This is a genomic window from Mycobacterium spongiae (genome assembly GCF_018278905.1).
Taxonomy (GTDB): Bacteria; Actinomycetota; Actinomycetes; order Mycobacteriales; family Mycobacteriaceae; genus Mycobacterium; species Mycobacterium spongiae.
The window spans coordinates 1,160,025-1,176,114 of the sequence record NZ_CP046600.1 but is presented as its reverse complement, the minus strand read 5'-3'; the positions used below and the strand labels follow the sequence as shown (position 1 = coordinate 1,176,114).

The following is a 16,090-nucleotide window of genomic DNA, read 5'->3' as shown; positions in this document are numbered from 1 at the left end:
TGAGTGAGAAACCCATCCTATCGGCTCGCTCCCTCCCGGTGACGATGCGCGCCGCGGTAGCGGCGTGAGAAGGAACCGCGCAAAGAACCTGGTGAGTCAACTGCTGGCGCGATCGCTGCCCGCCTGCGTAGTGTATAGGCGTGCGTGACCACCTCCCACCGGGTTTGCCGCCCGACCCGTTTGCCGACGATCCCTGCGACCCGACGTCGGCGCTGGAAGCCGCCGAACCAGCTCAGCCGCTGGATCAGCAAGAGCGGATGGCGGTAGAGGCCGACTTGGCTGATCTGGCTGTGTACGAGGCTCTGTTGGCGCACAAGGGAATCCGCGGCCTGGTGGTGTGCTGCGACGAGTGTCAGCAAGACCACTACCACGATTGGGACATGCTGCGCTCCAACCTGCTGCAGCTGCTCATCGACGGCACCGTTCGCCCGCACGAGCCCGCTTTCGACCCCGAACCGGACGCGTACGTCACGTGGGATTACTGCCGGGGATACGCCGACGCGTCGCTGAATCAGGCGACGTCAGACGCCGACGGTCTGCACCGGCGTCACTGAACCCCCGCCTCGGGTATCGGACTCGCCGTTGCCGGCGTGTCCGACGCGTCTTGCCCGGATAAATGTGCCTCCGGACTCGGCCGGCTGATCGACCCACCGGCGGCGGGTTCCAGCGACGAGTCGGTCGCCGAGGCGGGATCAGGGCCGGGCCGTGGGCCACGAGTTGGCGTCGCCGCGGGCGGCGAGGTCGGTTCGACCGCGGGCGCCTCCACCGCGGGCGTCGGCGCCGTGATCTGGGCTGACGGCGGAGCCTCGCTGGGCGGGCTGGGCGCGGACCATTCAGGTGCGCTCGATGGTGGGATGTCGGATTGCAGCGGCGGGCTCGCCGGAGCCGGCGACGCTGTTTCGCCAGCCGGAGGGGTCAGCGAGTCCCCCGGAGAATCGCTCGGTGCGAGCACATCCGGCAGCTCGGATTGGGGTAGCGAGCCCTCCGGCAGGGTCGCGTTAGGGTCGCGCTGCTCCACCTTCGTATTCAGCTGATTTACCTCGTCGATCAGGTCCTGCCGACGCCCACCGTCGTTGACGGCCTGCACCGTACTGCTGACCTCCGCCAGCTGAGTCTCGGCCTGGTCCCATTGGCCTTCGGCGATCATTTGCTCAACCTTGGCCAACTCGGCCTTGGCCGACAATACGATCTGGTCGTCGTTGACGTGCGAGTCGTCGAAGATCATCGCGTGCAAGCCGTAGAGCAAGTCTCCCGGACGGGCATCGGCGACGACCGCGCCGAATCCGCTCAACAGCAGCAACGTTGCCGCCACTGACCCCATCGCCGCTAGACCACGACGCGTGCGACGGCGCTCCGTCACCCCGGTGATCAGCGCCTCAACGGCCTCGTCCTGCGAGACCAAGGCACTCGCCGGCGGCCATCGCAAATCGTCGCGCCACTCACTGAGCAGCTCGGCCAGCGCTTGATCGTGGAGGTCGTCCGGATCGCCGAAACCGACGTCCTCACGTTCAGCGAGGGCGTCAAGAAGCAAATCCGTGTGGGCTAGCTCGTCCAAAGCCGGCTGATCGCCGAGGGAGCCGAGGGGATAGCCAGAATCAGATCCCGAATTACGCATAATCACCTGCCGCAACAATTTCGTCCTTGAGCCGCTGAAGTGCACGGTGCTGCGCCACCCGCACCGCTCCGGTGGTACTGCCGACGGCGGCCGCGGTCTCCTCCGCGGACAGCCCGACCACCACACGCAGGATGAGGATCTCGCGTTGCTTGCCCGGCAAGATCTCCAGTAATTCGTTCATCCGGGTGACTGAATCGGCCTCGATGGCCATCTGCTCCGGCCCTGCGTCGAATGACCGACGCTCGGGAACCGATTCGGCGGGATACGCAAGGTCGCGGCCCGCCGCCCGGTGAGCGTCGGCGACCTTGTGTGCTGCGATGCCGTACAGGAAGGCCAGGAAGGGCCGTCCTCGGTCCCGGTAGCGCGGTAGCGCCGTTATGGTGGCCAAGCACACCTCCTGTGCCACATCATCTGCTGACATGCCGCTCCGCTCGAACCTGCCAACTCGAGCCCGGCAATATCGGACAACAATCGGGCGGATGGTTTCCAGCACCTCCCGAAGCGCGTTTCGGTCTCCTGCCACGGCCTCCGCGACCACAGCATCGAGACGTTCCCCTTCGATTGTCATTGACGGCGATATCTCCAAAGTCACGAACCGGACACATCCCGGGGCTAACTCACAGATCGACAATAACGGCCGAACGGCGTTTCACGCCGAACGCCAGCTTCCACCGGCGCGCCGCACCTGGCCTGCGCAGATATCGCGAACTTCGTGCAGCTCCCGTGCCGAAAACGTGACACTTCCGATATCGATCAGCAAGCAAGCCAGTGCCCAACGCAGCGGGATGAGCCCGAGCCGTCCGCAGGCATCGAGCGCGTCATCAGCGACTAGACCGGCCCGCTTGGTCGCCCCGGCACTGCACAATGCGGCGGCCAGCACCATCTGACTTTTTACGCCATGTCGCACCGATGCACCGGTCCCCGTGTCTCCCGTCTGCCCCGTCTGCATTGTCAGGGCCAGCTCTGCTGCTTCTTCGGCGTGGCGGACCGCGATGGTCCCTTCGTTGGCGGCCATGGCCAGCTCAGCGGTCACCCAGTGCCGGCGCACAGCTAGCCGGTCGCGGGCCAGCGCCGACATCTCGCCCGCCGCGAGCGCCTGGTCCGCGCGACTCAGCAGGGTCGCCGCCCCGGCGAGACGGCCGACGCCCAGGGCGTCGGCCGCCAGCCCGATCAGCGCGTCGGCACACGCCTCGGGATCGCTATCGGCCACCGCCAGCGCGCGTCCGTCCCAACCCCGCGCCAGTGTGTGCCAACCAAGCTGCCGCAGGAATGATCCATGGGTACTGTGAGCCAGCGAGGCCAGCGGTCCGGCCGACGCGCGTCGTCGCAGCACCGCCAGGTCGTGGTAGGCGCTGCCGTAATGCCCCTGCCCTCCGGCGGCGACGGCACGCAGCCACAGTTGGTGCGGCGTCGTCGCCGCGGGTAGCGGCCACGTACCGGGCTGGCTTCCGAACGCGGCTTCGGCCAGCGTTTGATCAATCCCCCGAGTGTGGCGAGTTTCAATCACCGTGTTAGCTAGACCCCAGTGGTAAAAAGTTTGTGCTGTCCGTGTTAACCAAATATTACTCACCGAGATCTGTACGCCCATTTAGGCTTCCTCACAGTCGCGGTCGACCTGGTGATACTCGTTTACCGTTCGCTGCGGATGGCACGCTGCGCGACTGCGAATGCGGTACAGATGAACGCGGAGTTAATTCTCGAACAACGCGTCGATATTTTGCTGGAGCTGTTGGCTATTGACGGAAATTTGGCACCGCCCCTAGCGTCTATCTTTGACGGGTCGTCATCGTCGACGCCACTAGAAAATCAGTTGCACAACTCGTGCGTACCCGCGCCTGACCTCCACTTGGGCCCACCACGCAGAGAGGTATGGACCAATGCCACAACCGGAGCAGCTACCCGGACCCAACGCCGATATCTGGAATTGGCAATTGCGGGGCCTGTGCCGCGGCGCCGACTCGTCGATGTTCTTTCATCCCGATGGTGAGCGTGGCCGTGCCCGCATGCAGCGCGAGCAGCGCGCCAAGGAGATGTGCCGACGCTGTCCGGTGATCGAGGAATGCCGCTCGCACGCTCTCGAGGTCGCCGAACCCTACGGCGTGTGGGGCGGGCTCTCCGAATCGGAGCGCGACCTGCTTCTCAAGGGCACCATCGGGCGCGCCCGAGGAATCCGCCGCACGGCTTGATCGACGACCAACGACCGCGACCCCGCCATTGATGCGGGGTCGCGGAGCGCCTGAGCGGTGCTGTCGGTGACGATCGCTAATATCCGCAGTTATGGCGCGTAGGGGGCAGCTGCATCGCATGTTGGCCGAGGGCATCGTGCACGGTGACGCGGCCGACTTCCTGCCCCTACTGCCCGGGGGCGGTGTCGATTTGTTCTTCACGTCGCCGCCGTATGCGGATGCTCGCGCATATAGCCGAATCCATCCGGATCGCTACGTCGAGTGGTTCCTCCCGTTCGCGGAGAAAATGCTGGCCGCAACCAGCGAGACCGGCAGCATGATCATCAACATCAAGAACCGCGTCGCCAATCGAGGCACCCTGAAAGGACAGCGACACCCCTACGTCTACCAGTTGGTCCTAGCGCTTCAGCAGATGGGTTGGCGATGGATCGAAACCTACATTTGGTCCAAGCCGAATGCGGTCCCAGGTAAGTTTGGCCCACGCACCAAGGACTCGTTCGAGTACGTCTATCACTTCGCGCGCGGGGAGCGTCCCTACTTCGACCTCGATGCGGTCCGTATTCCGTACAAGGCCGACGCCGCCGAGATCGCACGCCGCAACAACGACGCCAACGGGCGCCGCAACACCGCGTCCGGATTCGGTCGCGACCGCACCAAGACATACCTGCGGGGTGGTGCGGACCCCGGCAACGTCGTGTCGGTGCCCCAGACGTACAACCAGTACCGCGGTGTGGCGCACACCGCGGCCATGCCGGAAGGGCTCGCCGAGTTCTTCATTCGATGCGCAAGTCCCAAGGGCGGGCTCGTCGTCGACCCCTTCGCCGGCAGCGGGACCACGGTGGTGGTGGCCCGCCGCTACGACCGCCAATCAGTCGGTTTCGAGCTGCATGAACGCTTCGTAGGGGTTGCGCGGGAACGCCTCGCCGCCGGCCAGGCCGACGACCCGGCGGGGGTCCTGCGCGCTGTGGGCCAGTGAGCTCAATCGAGGACACGGTCGCGGCCGTGATCGATGCCAACACCTGGGATCGGCGTGTCAACGCCATCCGGCTGATACCCGAACAACACGGCAAGACCGACCAGCCGACGGTCTACGCCGACATCGCCCGACAACTTTACGTGCCGAATCTGGCTCCAGACTTCGCCTTCGTCCACGATGCGCCCTTCTACGACGAGGAGCATTTCGACACCGTCTATGCGGCCGCCGAGTCAGCCACCGAGGGCTTCACCAGAATCGGTGTCGATGACTTGGCCGAACTGTTTGAGTCAAACCCACAGACGCTGCTGGTGTTCCGCACCATTACCGGGCTGCTCAAGAACGAATTCGCCCTGACGACAACGATGGTCGTTGAGCAACTGGGCGACGGGAGCGCAGCGATCACCCCAAACACCATCGACGCGGCCGAAAAGAAAGGCAGGCGGCTTACCAACGAACAATCCGCCGTACTGGCCCGCACCATCGACCTGCTGATGCGAAAACAGCTCTTTGCCGATCCACCGCTGGGCTTGCATAGCAAACAGGACAAGTTCGATACCCGTGACAGCTGGGATAGCGTGCGCCACCTTGCCACGAACGGTGTGCCCTACCGCTGGTTTCTCCATCAACGCCATTACGGCGGCGCCTTCGGGCAAGTCACCAACGCGACATCGGGCAAGAAGGGTGACTCCCTTGAAGACGAAGTCGAGGCACTGTTCAAGAGTGTCGGCGTGCCGTACATCCGCACGGGCAGCCACAATCAGGGCGAGATCGTGGCCCGGTTCGGGGTAACTATGACGCCCGCACCGGATTTCGTCATCTTCGATGCGACCGACACGCTGCGGGCCATGCTGGAATGCAAGTCAACGAACGACGGCGGGACCGCGCGCGACAAAGCCACTCGCTTCCGGCTGTTGCAAACCGAGGGCGCGCGGCTGGGCGGCGTCCCGGTGATCGCCGTGCTCGGCGGCACCGGCTGGGCACGCGTCAACGACACGCTGGGGCCGGTATTGCAGTACACCGACGGCCGGGTGTTCACCCTCGAGACTCTGGACCAATTGCTCGCGGTGACACCATTCCCGCAGCTGCTCTCCTCGGGATAGCGAAGCACCCCCGGTGGTGAGGCCGGGGGTGCTTCGTCACTCGCGCCTGACGTCAGTGAGCGTGCCCGTGATGGCCGTGGCCGTGCTCGTCTTCTTCCTCGGCGGGCTTGTCGACGACGGCCGTCTCCGTGGTGAGCACCATCCGCGCCACCGACGCTGCATTGAGCACCGCCGACCTGGTCACCTTGACCGGGTCAACGATGCCGTTGGCGGCCAGCTCGCCATAACTCAGGGTGCTGGCGTTGAGCCCCTGTCCGGCGGGCAACTCGCTGACCTTGTGGACGGCAACTGAGCCGTCCAGTCCGGCGTTGGTCGCGATCCAGTACAGGGGTGCGCTCAGCGCCTCGGCAAACACATCGACGCCGAGCCGCTCATCACCGGAGAGCGACGCACTCAATTCCGTCAGCGCTGTGCGCGCCTGGATGAGCGCGGAGCCACCGCCGGCGACGATGCCCTCCTCGACAGCCGCCTTAGCCGCGGCAACGGCATCCTCGACACTTTCCTTGCGCTCGTTGAGCGCGGTCTCGGTGGGGGCACCAACCTTGATGACGGCCACCCCGCCGGCCAGCTTGGCCAGTCGTTCCCCGAGCTTCTCACGGTCCCAGTCGGAATCGCTGTTGTCGATCTCAGCGCGCAGGTGCTTGATGCGGTTGGCCACCACGTCGGAGGCGCCGCCACCGTCGACGATGATCGTGTCATCCTTGTTGACCACGACGCGGCGGGCTGTCCCCATGACTTCGAGGCCCACCTCGCGCAGCACCAGTCCGGCGTCGGGATTGACCACATCGCCGCCCGTTACCACCGCAAGGTCCTGCAGGAAGGCCTTGCGCCGGTCGCCGAAGTAGGGAGACTTGACCGCGACCGCTTTCAGCGTCTTTCGGATCGAGTTGACCACCAGCGTCGCCAGTGCCTCGCCCTCGACATCTTCGGCGATGATCACCAACGGTTTGCCCGCTTCGGCCACCTTTTCCAGCAACGGCAACAGGTCGGGCAACGAGCTGATCTTGTCTTGGTGCAGCAGGATCAGCGGGTCCTCGAGCACTGCCTCCTGAGAATCGAAATCGGTCACGAAGTAGGCCGACAAGAAACCCTTGTCGAAGCCGACGCCCTCGGTGAACTCCAGCTCAGTGCTCAGCGTCGAGGATTCTTCAACGCTGACCACCCCGTCGTGGCCGACCTTGCTCATCGCCTCGCCGACCAGCTCACCGATCTGCTCGTCACGCGAGGAGACCGTCGCTACCTGGGCAATGGCTTCCTTGCCGGATACCGGCGTCGCCGCCGCGAGCAGCGCTTCGGACACCGCGTCGCCGGCCTTGCCGATTCCCGAGCCGACGGCAATCGGGTTGGCGCCGGCTGCGACCAGTCGCAGGCCGCCCTTGATCAGCGCTTGCGCCAGCACGGTCGCGGTGGTGGTGCCATCGCCGGCGACGTCGTTGGTCTTGGTGGCCACCGACTTCACTAGCTGTGCACCGAGATTCTCGAACGGGTCTTCCAGATCGATCTCGCGCGCAACCGTGACGCCGTCGTTGGTCACCGTGGGGCCACCGAAGGACTTGGACAACACCACGTGCCGTCCGCGTGGCCCCAGCGTCACCCGTACGGTCTCGGCGAGCTTGTCCATGCCCGCCTCCATGGCGCGACGCGCGGTCTCGTCGTACTCAATCAGCTTGCTCATAAGGCTCCTTCCCGTTTCCGCCCCTAGTGCCTGGCTGCTAACGCATGCCGCCCCGGAAATCGCCCGCGGTTGACAGCACGGGGATTGCCGGGGCGGTACACGGACTTACTTGGAGACGACAGCCAGCACGTCGCGCGCCGACAGGATCAGGTATTCCTCGCCGCCGTACTTGATCTCGGTGCCGCCGTACTTGCTGTAGATGACGGTGTCACCCTCCGACACGTCCACCGGGATTCGCTTCTCCCCGTCCTCGTCCCACCGGCCTGGGCCGACTGCGACGACGGTGCCCTCCTGCGGCTTCTCCTTGGCGGTGTCAGGAATGACCAGACCGGACGCGGTCGTGGTCTCGGCCTCGTTGGCCTGCACGAGAATCTTGTCCTCGAGTGGCTTGATGTTCACCTTCGCCACGATTGGAGCCCTCCACTATTTAGATCAGGTCCGGGACGTCTCGCCCGGACCGGAGTTGACGGCCGGTCCGGGGCGTGCCCCGAACCGTCCGAATTACCAGGTGATTCGGCATTCTTCCGAGCCCTCGCGCCGTCGTCGCGGGTGCCGACGCAGGGGTCGTCCGACTGCCACCTAGCACTCTATACATGAGAGTGCTAGCACTCAAGGCCGCCCCGGTGCTTCCGGGCAATCTGGCTGCAACGCCGCCGTCACCGCACACCGGCGCTGTATCACCCGACCTGGCCTATTACCACCGGCAGTCCGGGGTCACTCGGCGCGTCCAGGGGAGACGGTGCTGCACCCGCGGCTACCAGATGTGCGGCGAAGGCCGCGATCATGGCGCCGTTGTCGGTGCACAGCCGAGGCCGGGGGATTCGCAGGGTCAGGCCGGCTTCGGCGCACCGCTGTGCAGCGAGCTCGCGCACCCGGGAGTTGGCGGCCACCCCTCCCGCGATCAGCAGAGTCGACACCCCGCGTCTGGTGGCCGCCCGCACCGCCTTCATGGTCAACACGTCGGCGACGGCTTCCTGAAATCCGGCGGCGATGTCGGCGTCAGCAACGCCGGCCGCCTCCGGATGGCTTTCGATGTGGCGCGCGACCGCGGTCTTGAGGCCGGAAAAGCTGAAGGCGCAGGGGTCATCGGCCGGGCCGGTCATGCCGCGCGGAAACACGATGGCGTCCCGGTCACCGGTGCGCGCCAGCTCATCAAGCACCTTGCCGCCTGGATAGCCCAAGCCCAACAGCCTGGCCACCTTGTCGTAAGCCTCGCCGGCGGCGTCATCGACAGTGCTGCCTAGCTCGACGATCGGCTCGCCGAGGGCACGCACGTGCAACAGGTGGGTGTGTCCCCCGGACACCAGCAGTGCCACACACTCCGGCAGCGGTCCATGTTCGTACACATCCGCCGCCAAGTGCCCGCCCAGGTGATTCACCGCATAGAACGGCACTCCCCAGGCCGCTGCATAGGCCTTGGCTGCAGCCGCTCCCACCATGAGGGCACCGGCCAAACCCGGCCCGATGGTGGCAGCGACGACATCGGGGACATCGGGTCGCTTCACCCCGGCGGCATCCAGTGCCCGCCGCATCGTCGGGCCGAGCGCTTCCAGATGCGCCCGAGAGGCAATCTCGGGGACGACGCCGCCAAACCGGACGTGCTCATCCACGCTCGAAGCCACCTCGTCGGCCAGCAAAGTCACGGCGCCGTCAGCATCGAGCCGCGTGATCCCGACACCGGTTTCGTCGCAGGAAGTTTCGATGGCCACGATGATCTTTCCGGTCACAGGCGGGCACCTCCTGGATCCCTGCGCATTGTGAAGGCATCTGCGCCGCTGACTCGGTAGTAGCGCCGACGCAGGCCAATCTGCTCGAACCCAACACTGCGGTACAGCGCGATCGCGGCGGCGTTGTCGGTGCGGACCTCTAGGAACACGACACCACCGTTGGCGAAGTCCAGCAGCTCGTTCAGCAACCGGCGCCCGATGCCCCGGCCGTGATAGGCCGCGTCGACGCAGATGGTGTGCACCTCGTATTCGTACGGCGGCTGGCGACCCAACCGGGCGATGCCGGCGTAGCCGATCAGCGTGCCAGCGCTGCGCGCGCCCACATAGTGGTTACCCGCGCTGGCCAGCTCGCGTTCAAACGCCATCGCCGGCCACGGGTCGTCGCCCTCGAACGATACGGCCTCCAACTCAGCGCACCGCTCGGCGTCCGCGCGGGTCAAGGCACCCACGATGACGGGCTCGCCTTGGCGGGTCATCGGCGGGCCGCCAATGGTTTCGCATCGGGCCGGCGCAGATACAACGCCACCAACGGTGCGGGGTCCGACCAACCCGTCACCGCGGCGACCAAACCCTCCGGCGCCGGGTAGACCGGATCGCACCTCGGCAGGTCGAACAGCGCCGCGTGGGCCGGCGACCCGGCTACTGCCTGAGCTTGGCGAGGATCGACATCAGCCGGGGCGCTGACGTCCGGCCCGCCGGTCCGCACGCCGTCGCAGTAGCGCGCCCAATAGACCTCGCGCCTACGCGCGTCGGTGACCACCAGAACGTCGCCGGTCGTTCGCCCTCCGATCGCGTCCAAGCTGCACACCCCGTACACCGGAATATCCAGGGCATGCCCGTATGCGGCGGCGGTGGCCATGCCGACCCGCAGACCGGTGAACGGTCCCGGACCACACCCCACGACGACGGCGTCGAGATCGGCCATGGTCACCGCGGCATCGCCGAGCGCAGCCAGCACATTCGGAGTCAGCTGCTCGGCGTGGGCTCGCGCGTCGATCGTGATCCGCTCGGCGAGCACGGTGCGAGCGGAGCCCTCTCGTCGCACAACGCCGGCCGTCACCGCCGCGGTTGCTGTGTCGATAGCCAAGACCAGGCTTTCGCCGGCGCCCATCAGCTTCCCCACTTCCAGGTCGCGACCCGCACGTCGGAGTGGCGGACTCGCTCCAGGCGGACGTCGAGGTGGCGCTCGGAGAGGCGTTCAGCGAGTCCTTCGCCCCATTCCACCACGACAACCGCATCGTCGAGATCGGTGTCGAGATCCAGTGAGTCGAGTTCACCCAGCAGATCCGCTCGCTGGTGGTCCAACAACCGGTACACGTCGACGTGAATCATCGCCGGCATACCCGGCCGTCGAGCACGGTGTACCCGGGCCAGCACGTACGTCGGCGACGTGACCGGTCCATCGACATCCATCGCGGCCGCAATCCCTTTGGCCAGCACGGTTTTTCCAGCACCAAGCGGACCAGAGAGCACGACGACGTCGCCCGCGCGCAGCTGTTCACCCAGTCGGGACCCCAGCGCTACGGTGTCTTCGGCATGCGCCAGGTTCGCAGTCCCACCGGCAGGCAGGTCGCCGCCATCCACGCCCCTCTCACCCACGGCGTCGGAGCCGTTCTCCGATCCGGCGATATCCTTCCCCGAACCGCCGGTACCGCAGCGCCATCTTGCTGGGAATAGCCCGGTTGACGAGGCGAACGAGCCCCTCGTTGATGGCATCGGGCTTGTCCAGCAGCGCCAGATGACTGGCACCCGAGACGATGACCAGTTCGGACTGAGGTAGCGACGCCGCCATCTTGCGAGAATATTCATCCGGGGTGAGCAGATCGTGGTCGCCGCAAGCGATAAGGGTCGGAATCTTCAGCAACGTCCAGAGCCCCGCCGTCTCGTCGTGCACCTCCAGGGCGTTCAGGAAGCCCACCAAGGTAGCGATCGGGGTCTCGTTCATCATCCGCTGCGAGAAGGCGTCGAGACTTCGGCTGACCTGAAGGTCGCTATAAGACGCCGCCCGCAGGATGGGACCGATCAGTGATCGCGATGCATTTCGGCCGCGGTGCAGCAGTGTCGGCGCAGAGCGCGCGGTGAACCGGATCGCTTCCAGCGCCGGATTCTTCAGGAACTCCCCCAGCGGTGACCGTGTCACCCCTTCGGCTGCCGAAGAGATCAATGCGGCGCCGATGATCCGGCGACCATACCGCTCGGGGAACTGCCGAGCATGTGACAACACGGTCATGCCGCCCATGGAATGGCCGACCAACACCACCATGCCGCGAGGCGCCCTCGCCTGCAGCACGGCCTCCAAATCCTGGCCAAGTTGCGTCAGCGAGTAGGACTCAGGCGCGCCATCACCGGACTGACCGTGTCCACGTTGGTCATAAAAGACCATCCGGACCTGCGAACCCCAAAGGTCGCCCAGCCGCATCCGCTGAAAGTGGAAGGCGCCCATGCGCAGACAGAATCCGTGGGCGAAGATGACAGTTACCGGGGCATCCTCCGGACCGGCCTCCCGCACGATCAGGGACACACCGTCGGACGTGGTCACGACGCGGCCGCGATCGCTGTCCAACCTCTCGAAATCCTCGTTGGCATACGGATCGTCGAGGACATCAGCGCGTTCGGCCATCGACCGGCGAGCCGATGCCCCGACAATCGTCGCGACCGCGGTCAGCCCGGCGCTTCCCGCGAGCCAGGCCTTGCCCCGCTGGCGCCTGCGGGTCTTATAGCGGCTCAACGGTTTCGGCCTCGCGGTAGGTCCTGGTGATCCGACCGCGCGGGCTGGTAACCACCTCGTAGTGAATGGTGCCCAGCAGATCTGCCCAATCCTGCGCGGTCGGCTCACCATGGGTGCCGGGGCCGAAGAGGATTGCCTCGTCACCCTCGGCCACGTCCGGCCGACCGGGGCCAATGTCGACGACGAACTGGTCCATGCAGATTCGCCCTACACCGGGCCGCCGCCGACCGTTGATCAGCACATCCACGCGACCGCTCAGTGCACGGAAGACGCCGTCTGCGTAGCCGATCGGTAGCAGTGCCACATTCGTGTCATGGGGCGCAATCCAGGTGTGTCCATACGACACTCCCTCCCCGGCTCGAACCGACTTCACCAACGCGACAGCGCATTTCACCGTCATCGCCGGTAGGAGCCCCATGTCGCCCAGCTTGGGCACCGGGCTGAGCCCGTACACCGCAATACCGGGTCGAACCAGGTCGAAGGTCAGGTCGGGACGCGCCATGGTGGCTGATGAGTTCGACAGGTGCGCCACCTCGAACCGCACACCCTGATCACGGGCCTGCGCCAGCATTTCGCTGAACCGTTGGGCCTGAAGGTCGTTGATTGACTTGTGCGGCTCGTCGGCGTAGACCATGTGCGACATCAGGCCACGCAGCCGGACAGCGTCCGCGCTGGCGGCTCGACCTAGGGCAGCCAGCATTGACGGGTAGTCGGCTGGAGCGACACCGTTGCGGTTCAGCCCGGTGTCGACTTTGACCGTGACCGTCGCCGTCCGCCCGGTCCGACCCACCGCGGCGAGCAGCTCATCGAGCTGGCGCACCGAGGACACTGCGATCTCGACGTCGGCGAGCACGGCCGGCGCGAAGTCGATCCCGGGGGCATGCAACCAGGCCAGCACCGGCGCGGTGATGCCGTCAGCGCGCAAGGCGAGCGCCTCGTCGACGGTCGCGACGCCCAGTTCGGCCGCACCGGCGCTCAGCGCGGCACGCGCCACCGCTGTTGCACCGTGACCGTAGCCGTCGGCCTTGACGACAGCCATCACCCCCGCTCGGCCGGCGTGCTCGCGCAACACCCCCACGTTGTGCGCGATAGCACCCAGATCCACCTCGGCCTGGGCGAGAACACCCGGCGCAAGAGCTATCGGCGAAACGGCCACGAGGTCGTGCTCCCCTTCTTCGGTATGTCAGTACGCAGCCGCCATTCTGGCAGAGCGGCCGCCGAGGTGAGTCAGTGCGCGAAGTGGTGGCCGTCGGAACGCCCGCCCGGCTTGAGTTTGTCCAGGGTGGCCATGGCGGCTGTGGCGTCGTCGTGCAACGACCGAGCCAGGTCGGCGGAAAGGCCTTCCCGCACCACGACGCGGAGCACCGAGACGTCGGTGGCATTGTCGGGCATCGTGTAGGCGGGTACCTGCCAGCCGAAGGTTCGCAGCTCGTGGGAGATGTCGAACTCCGTGTAGCCGGGGTCACCAGCGAGGCGAAAACTGACCACCGGGATCGCCGAACCGTCTGAGATCAGCTCAAAGTGGTCCCGGGCACGCAGCTGCTCAGCCAACCATCGCGCGGTCTGCGACAGGGCCGCCATGACCTTGGTGTACCCGTCCCGGCCCAGCCGCAGGAAGTTGTAGTACTGGCCCACGACCTGGTTGCCGGGGCGGGAAAAGTTCAACGTAAAGGTCGGCATGTCGCCGCCCAGGTAGTTGACCCGGAAAACCAACTCCTCGGGCAGGTGCTCGCGGCTGCGCCACACCACGAACCCGACACCTGGATAGGTCAAGCCGTATTTATGGCCGCTGACGTTGATCGACACCACCCGCGGAAGCCGGAAGTCCCACTGCAGATCCGGATGCAGAAACGGCACGACGAAACCCCCGCTGGCAGCGTCGACGTGCACCGGGACGTCGACGCCGCCGCTAGCTGCCAGTTTGTCGAGGGCGGCGCAGATTTCCGCGATGGGTTCGAGTTCACCGGTGTAGGTGGTGCCCAGGATCGCTACCACCCCGATTGTGTCCTCGTCGACGGCGTCAATCACTTGCTCCGGCGTGATGACGTAGCGTCCCCTCTCCATCGGCAGGTAGCGGGGTTCGACGTCGAAGTAGCGGCAGAACTTCTCCCACACGACCTGAACATTGGAGCCCATCACCAGGTTCGGAGTCCGGCGCTGCCAGTTGTCGCCCACGCGCTGCCGCCAGCGCCACTTCAGTGCCAGGCCGCCGAGCATCACCGCCTCGCTGGAGCCGACGGTGGACACGCCGGTGGCGCTGTCGGGGTCGTGATCGGTGAGGTCCTCGGCGTGGAACAGGTCGGCAACCATGGACACGCAGCGCGCTTCGATGGCCGCCGTCGCGGGGTACTCGTCCTTGTCGATCATGTTCTTGTCGAATGTCTCGGCCATCAGCTTCTCGGCCTCGGGGTCCATCCAGGTGGTGACGAACGTGGCCAGATTCAGCCTGGAGCTGCCGTCAAGCATCAGCTCGTCGTGGATGAAGCGGTAGGCGGCCTCCGGATCCATCGACTCGTCGGGCATACGCAATGCCGGTATCGGCGCGGTGAACATCCGGCCGGTGTATGCGGGGGCGATCGAATGCGCGGGCACAGACGGGTGGCTGCGGGACACGACGAATCCTTTCGGTGGCGGGCGGGCTAGCGGAGTTAGAGGGCCGCCACAGCGGCCCGGACGTGGGAGACGATTCGTGACGCCGAGGTGGGTGCCTCGCCAGGGCCGGGGTGGGCGGCTGACAGCGCGGCGGCGCGCGCGTGCACGAACGCTGCCGCGGCGGCGGCCTCGACCGCGGGCAGCCCGGAAGCTAGCAGCGCCCCGATCATCCCCGACAGCACGTCGCCGGAGCCTGCCGTCGCCGCCCAGGACTGTCCGGCCGGATTCAGGTAGACCGGGCCGCCGGGATCGGCGATGACGGTGACATTGCCCTTGAGCAGGATGGTTGCCCCCAGCGTGTCGGCAAGCCGACGACAGGAGTCCACCCGGTCATCTCCGGGGGGCGCCCCCGCCAGTCGGGCGAACTCGCCGGCGTGCGGCGTCAGCACCGTGGGCGCGTTGCGGTTGGCCACCAGATCGGGATGGGCTGCCAGCATGGTCAGTCCGTCCGCGTCGACCAGCACCGGCAGGTCGGTATCCAACGCGAACCACAAGGCCCCGGCCGCCTCTGCGTCCGAGGTGCCCAGCCCCGGCCCCACCACCCAGGCCTGGACCCGGCCGGCGGCAGCCGGGGTGGGCGAGGCGATGACTTCCGGCCACTGCGCGAGCACCTCGGCACCCGCCGTGCCGGCGTAGCGGACCATCCCCGAGGTGGCCGCAACAGCCGCCCCGGTGCACAGCACCGCCGCGCCCGGATATGTCGACGAACCGGCCATGATGCCCGTCACGCCCTGGGTGTATTTGTCGTCGTGGGGACCCGGTACCGGCCAGCGCGCAGCCACATCGGCAGCCTCGAACCCCAGCATGTCGGTAGCCGGCAATTCCAAGCCGATGTCGACCAGTGTGACCCGGCCGCAGTCGGCGAGCGCGTGCACGGGTTTCAGGCCTCCGAAGGTGACAGTGGACGCGGCGTGCACAGCGGGACCGGTGATCGCGCCCGTCGCCACGTCCATACCGCTGGGGATGTCGACCGCAATCACGGGGATACCGGCTTGGTCCACGGCGTCGAACACCTTGGCCGCGGCCGGGCGCAGGGGGCCCGAGCCGGAAATACCCACTACCCCGTCGATGACGAGATCCGTTGCCGCCGATATACTCTCGACAACGCGGCCGCCGGATTTGGTGAACGCTGCGAGCGCCTTGCGGTGGGTTCGGTCCGGGTTGAGCAGCACCGCGTCGGCGGCCGCGCCGCGGCGGCGCACGAAGGTCGCGGCCCACAGCGCGTCACCGCCATTGTCCCCGGAGCCGACAACCGCGCACACCCGGCGGCCCGCTACCCCACCGAAGCGCTTGGTCATCTCAGCGATGATCGCCGTGGCCAGCCCGTAGGCCGCGCGCCGCATCAGCGCACCGTCGGCCAAGCTGGCCAGCAAGGGCGCTTCGGCGTCGCGGATGGCGTCGACGGAGTAGTAATGCCGCATCAGAGTCAGG

General features: G+C 66.5%; 17 protein-coding genes. 4 read left to right on the top strand and 13 right to left on the bottom strand.

Annotated features, from left to right (window positions below; all coding sequences use genetic code 11):
- Window positions 1–140 precede the first annotated feature (140 nt).
- The gene (locus F6B93_RS04825; protein WP_211698072.1) at window positions 141–554 is read left to right on the top strand and encodes a DUF5319 domain-containing protein; all 414 of its coding nucleotides are present in this window, start codon (window positions 141–143) and stop codon (window positions 552–554) included.
- Here the strand turns inward: F6B93_RS04825 and F6B93_RS04820 are convergent.
- From F6B93_RS04820 to F6B93_RS04810, 3 genes are all read right to left on the bottom strand, one after another.
- On the bottom strand, window positions 548–1,615 hold the full coding sequence (locus tag F6B93_RS04820; protein WP_211699277.1) for an anti-sigma-D factor RsdA: 1,068 nt from the start codon (window positions 1,613–1,615) through the stop codon (window positions 548–550). The genes F6B93_RS04825 and F6B93_RS04820 overlap by 7 nt on opposite strands.
- A complete protein-coding gene (gene sigD / locus F6B93_RS04815) occupies window positions 1,608–2,183 on the bottom strand; it encodes an ECF RNA polymerase sigma factor SigD (protein ID WP_211698071.1) in 576 nt (191 codons plus the stop codon). The genes F6B93_RS04820 and sigD overlap by 8 nt, the downstream gene beginning before the upstream one ends.
- A gap of 81 nt (window positions 2,184–2,264) precedes the next feature.
- Entirely contained in the window at window positions 2,265–3,122 is an 858-nt protein-coding gene (locus F6B93_RS04810) for a hypothetical protein (protein ID WP_211698070.1), read from the bottom strand.
- Window positions 3,123–3,492: 370 nt separating this feature from the next.
- Between F6B93_RS04810 and F6B93_RS04805 the strand changes: the two genes are divergently transcribed.
- The 3 genes from F6B93_RS04805 (at window position 3,493) to F6B93_RS04795 (ending at window position 5,877) form a co-directional block, all read left to right on the top strand.
- Window positions 3,493–3,801: a WhiB family transcriptional regulator gene (locus tag F6B93_RS04805; protein ID WP_211698069.1), complete on the top strand. Its 309-nt coding sequence runs from the start codon at window positions 3,493–3,495 to the stop codon at window positions 3,799–3,801.
- Between the two features lie 91 nt (window positions 3,802–3,892).
- The gene (locus tag F6B93_RS04800; RefSeq protein WP_246541000.1) at window positions 3,893–4,777 is read left to right on the top strand and encodes a DNA-methyltransferase; all 885 of its coding nucleotides are present in this window, start codon (window positions 3,893–3,895) and stop codon (window positions 4,775–4,777) included.
- On the top strand, window positions 4,774–5,877 hold the full coding sequence (locus F6B93_RS04795; protein ID WP_211698068.1) for a hypothetical protein: 1,104 nt from the start codon (window positions 4,774–4,776) through the stop codon (window positions 5,875–5,877). Before F6B93_RS04800 ends, F6B93_RS04795 begins: the two co-directional genes overlap by 4 nt.
- A gap of 52 nt (window positions 5,878–5,929) precedes the next feature.
- Here F6B93_RS04795 and groL read toward each other — a convergent pair whose 3' ends face one another.
- The 10 genes from groL to F6B93_RS04745 all read right to left on the bottom strand — a co-directional run bounded on the left by groL (window position 5,930) and on the right by F6B93_RS04745 (window position 16,080).
- Window positions 5,930–7,552, bottom strand: a complete 1,623-nt coding sequence (gene groL / locus F6B93_RS04790; protein WP_211698067.1) for a chaperonin GroEL — start codon at window positions 7,550–7,552, stop codon at window positions 5,930–5,932.
- A gap of 105 nt (window positions 7,553–7,657) precedes the next feature.
- Window positions 7,658–7,960, bottom strand: a complete 303-nt coding sequence (gene groES / locus F6B93_RS04785; RefSeq protein WP_211698066.1) for a co-chaperone GroES — start codon at window positions 7,958–7,960, stop codon at window positions 7,658–7,660.
- 269 nt (window positions 7,961–8,229) lie between these two features.
- Window positions 8,230–9,279 (bottom strand): tRNA (adenosine(37)-N6)-threonylcarbamoyltransferase complex transferase subunit TsaD, encoded by a 1,050-nt coding sequence (gene tsaD / locus F6B93_RS04780; protein WP_211698065.1) that lies wholly within the window; start codon window positions 9,277–9,279, stop codon window positions 8,230–8,232.
- The gene (gene rimI, locus F6B93_RS04775; protein ID WP_211698064.1) at window positions 9,276–9,755 is read right to left on the bottom strand and encodes a ribosomal protein S18-alanine N-acetyltransferase; all 480 of its coding nucleotides are present in this window, start codon (window positions 9,753–9,755) and stop codon (window positions 9,276–9,278) included. The genes tsaD and rimI overlap by 4 nt, the downstream gene beginning before the upstream one ends.
- The gene (gene tsaB / locus F6B93_RS04770; RefSeq protein WP_211698063.1) at window positions 9,752–10,390 is read right to left on the bottom strand and encodes a tRNA (adenosine(37)-N6)-threonylcarbamoyltransferase complex dimerization subunit type 1 TsaB; all 639 of its coding nucleotides are present in this window, start codon (window positions 10,388–10,390) and stop codon (window positions 9,752–9,754) included. The genes rimI and tsaB overlap by 4 nt, the downstream gene beginning before the upstream one ends.
- Complete coding sequence (gene tsaE / locus F6B93_RS04765; RefSeq protein WP_211699275.1) at window positions 10,390–10,848, bottom strand: tRNA (adenosine(37)-N6)-threonylcarbamoyltransferase complex ATPase subunit type 1 TsaE; 459 nt, start codon at window positions 10,846–10,848, stop codon at window positions 10,390–10,392. The genes tsaB and tsaE overlap by 1 nt, the downstream gene beginning before the upstream one ends.
- A gap of 22 nt (window positions 10,849–10,870) precedes the next feature.
- Window positions 10,871–12,007, bottom strand: coding sequence for an alpha/beta fold hydrolase (locus F6B93_RS04760; protein WP_211698062.1), 1,137 nt, complete (start codon window positions 12,005–12,007; stop codon window positions 10,871–10,873).
- Window positions 11,994–13,163 carry an alanine racemase gene (gene alr / locus F6B93_RS04755; RefSeq protein WP_211698061.1) on the bottom strand — a complete coding sequence of 390 codons (1,170 nt, stop codon included), beginning with the start codon at window positions 13,161–13,163 and terminating at the stop codon, window positions 11,994–11,996. Before alr ends, F6B93_RS04760 begins: the two co-directional genes overlap by 14 nt.
- 71 nt (window positions 13,164–13,234) lie before the next feature.
- The gene (gene gad, locus F6B93_RS04750) at window positions 13,235–14,620 is read right to left on the bottom strand and encodes a glutamate decarboxylase (RefSeq protein WP_211698060.1); all 1,386 of its coding nucleotides are present in this window, start codon (window positions 14,618–14,620) and stop codon (window positions 13,235–13,237) included.
- A 35-nt stretch (window positions 14,621–14,655) separates the two neighbouring features.
- Complete coding sequence (locus F6B93_RS04745; RefSeq protein WP_211699274.1) at window positions 14,656–16,080, bottom strand: NAD(P)H-hydrate dehydratase; 1,425 nt, start codon at window positions 16,078–16,080, stop codon at window positions 14,656–14,658.
- Window positions 16,081–16,090: the final 10 nt, after the last annotated feature.

Bases quoted from the DNA above. Each gene is read 5' to 3' on its own strand.
- F6B93_RS04820 (WP_211699277.1), bottom strand. From the start codon at position 1,615: ATGCGTAATTCGGGATCTGATTCTGGCTATCCCCTCGGCTCCCTCGGC.
- F6B93_RS04800 (WP_246541000.1), top strand. From the start codon at position 3,893: ATGGCGCGTAGGGGGCAGCTGCATCGCATGTTGGCCGAGGGCATCGTG.
- rimI (WP_211698064.1), bottom strand. From the start codon at position 9,755: ATGACCCGCCAAGGCGAGCCCGTCATCGTGGGTGCCTTGACCCGCGCG.
- sigD (WP_211698071.1), bottom strand. From the start codon at position 2,183: ATGACAATCGAAGGGGAACGTCTCGATGCTGTGGTCGCGGAGGCCGTG.
- tsaB (WP_211698063.1), bottom strand. From the start codon at position 10,390: ATGGGCGCCGGCGAAAGCCTGGTCTTGGCTATCGACACAGCAACCGCG.
- F6B93_RS04745 (WP_211699274.1), bottom strand. From the start codon at position 16,080: ATGCGGCATTACTACTCCGTCGACGCCATCCGCGACGCCGAAGCGCCC.
- F6B93_RS04805 (WP_211698069.1), top strand. From the start codon at position 3,493: ATGCCACAACCGGAGCAGCTACCCGGACCCAACGCCGATATCTGGAAT.
- groL (WP_211698067.1), bottom strand. From the start codon at position 7,552: ATGAGCAAGCTGATTGAGTACGACGAGACCGCGCGTCGCGCCATGGAG.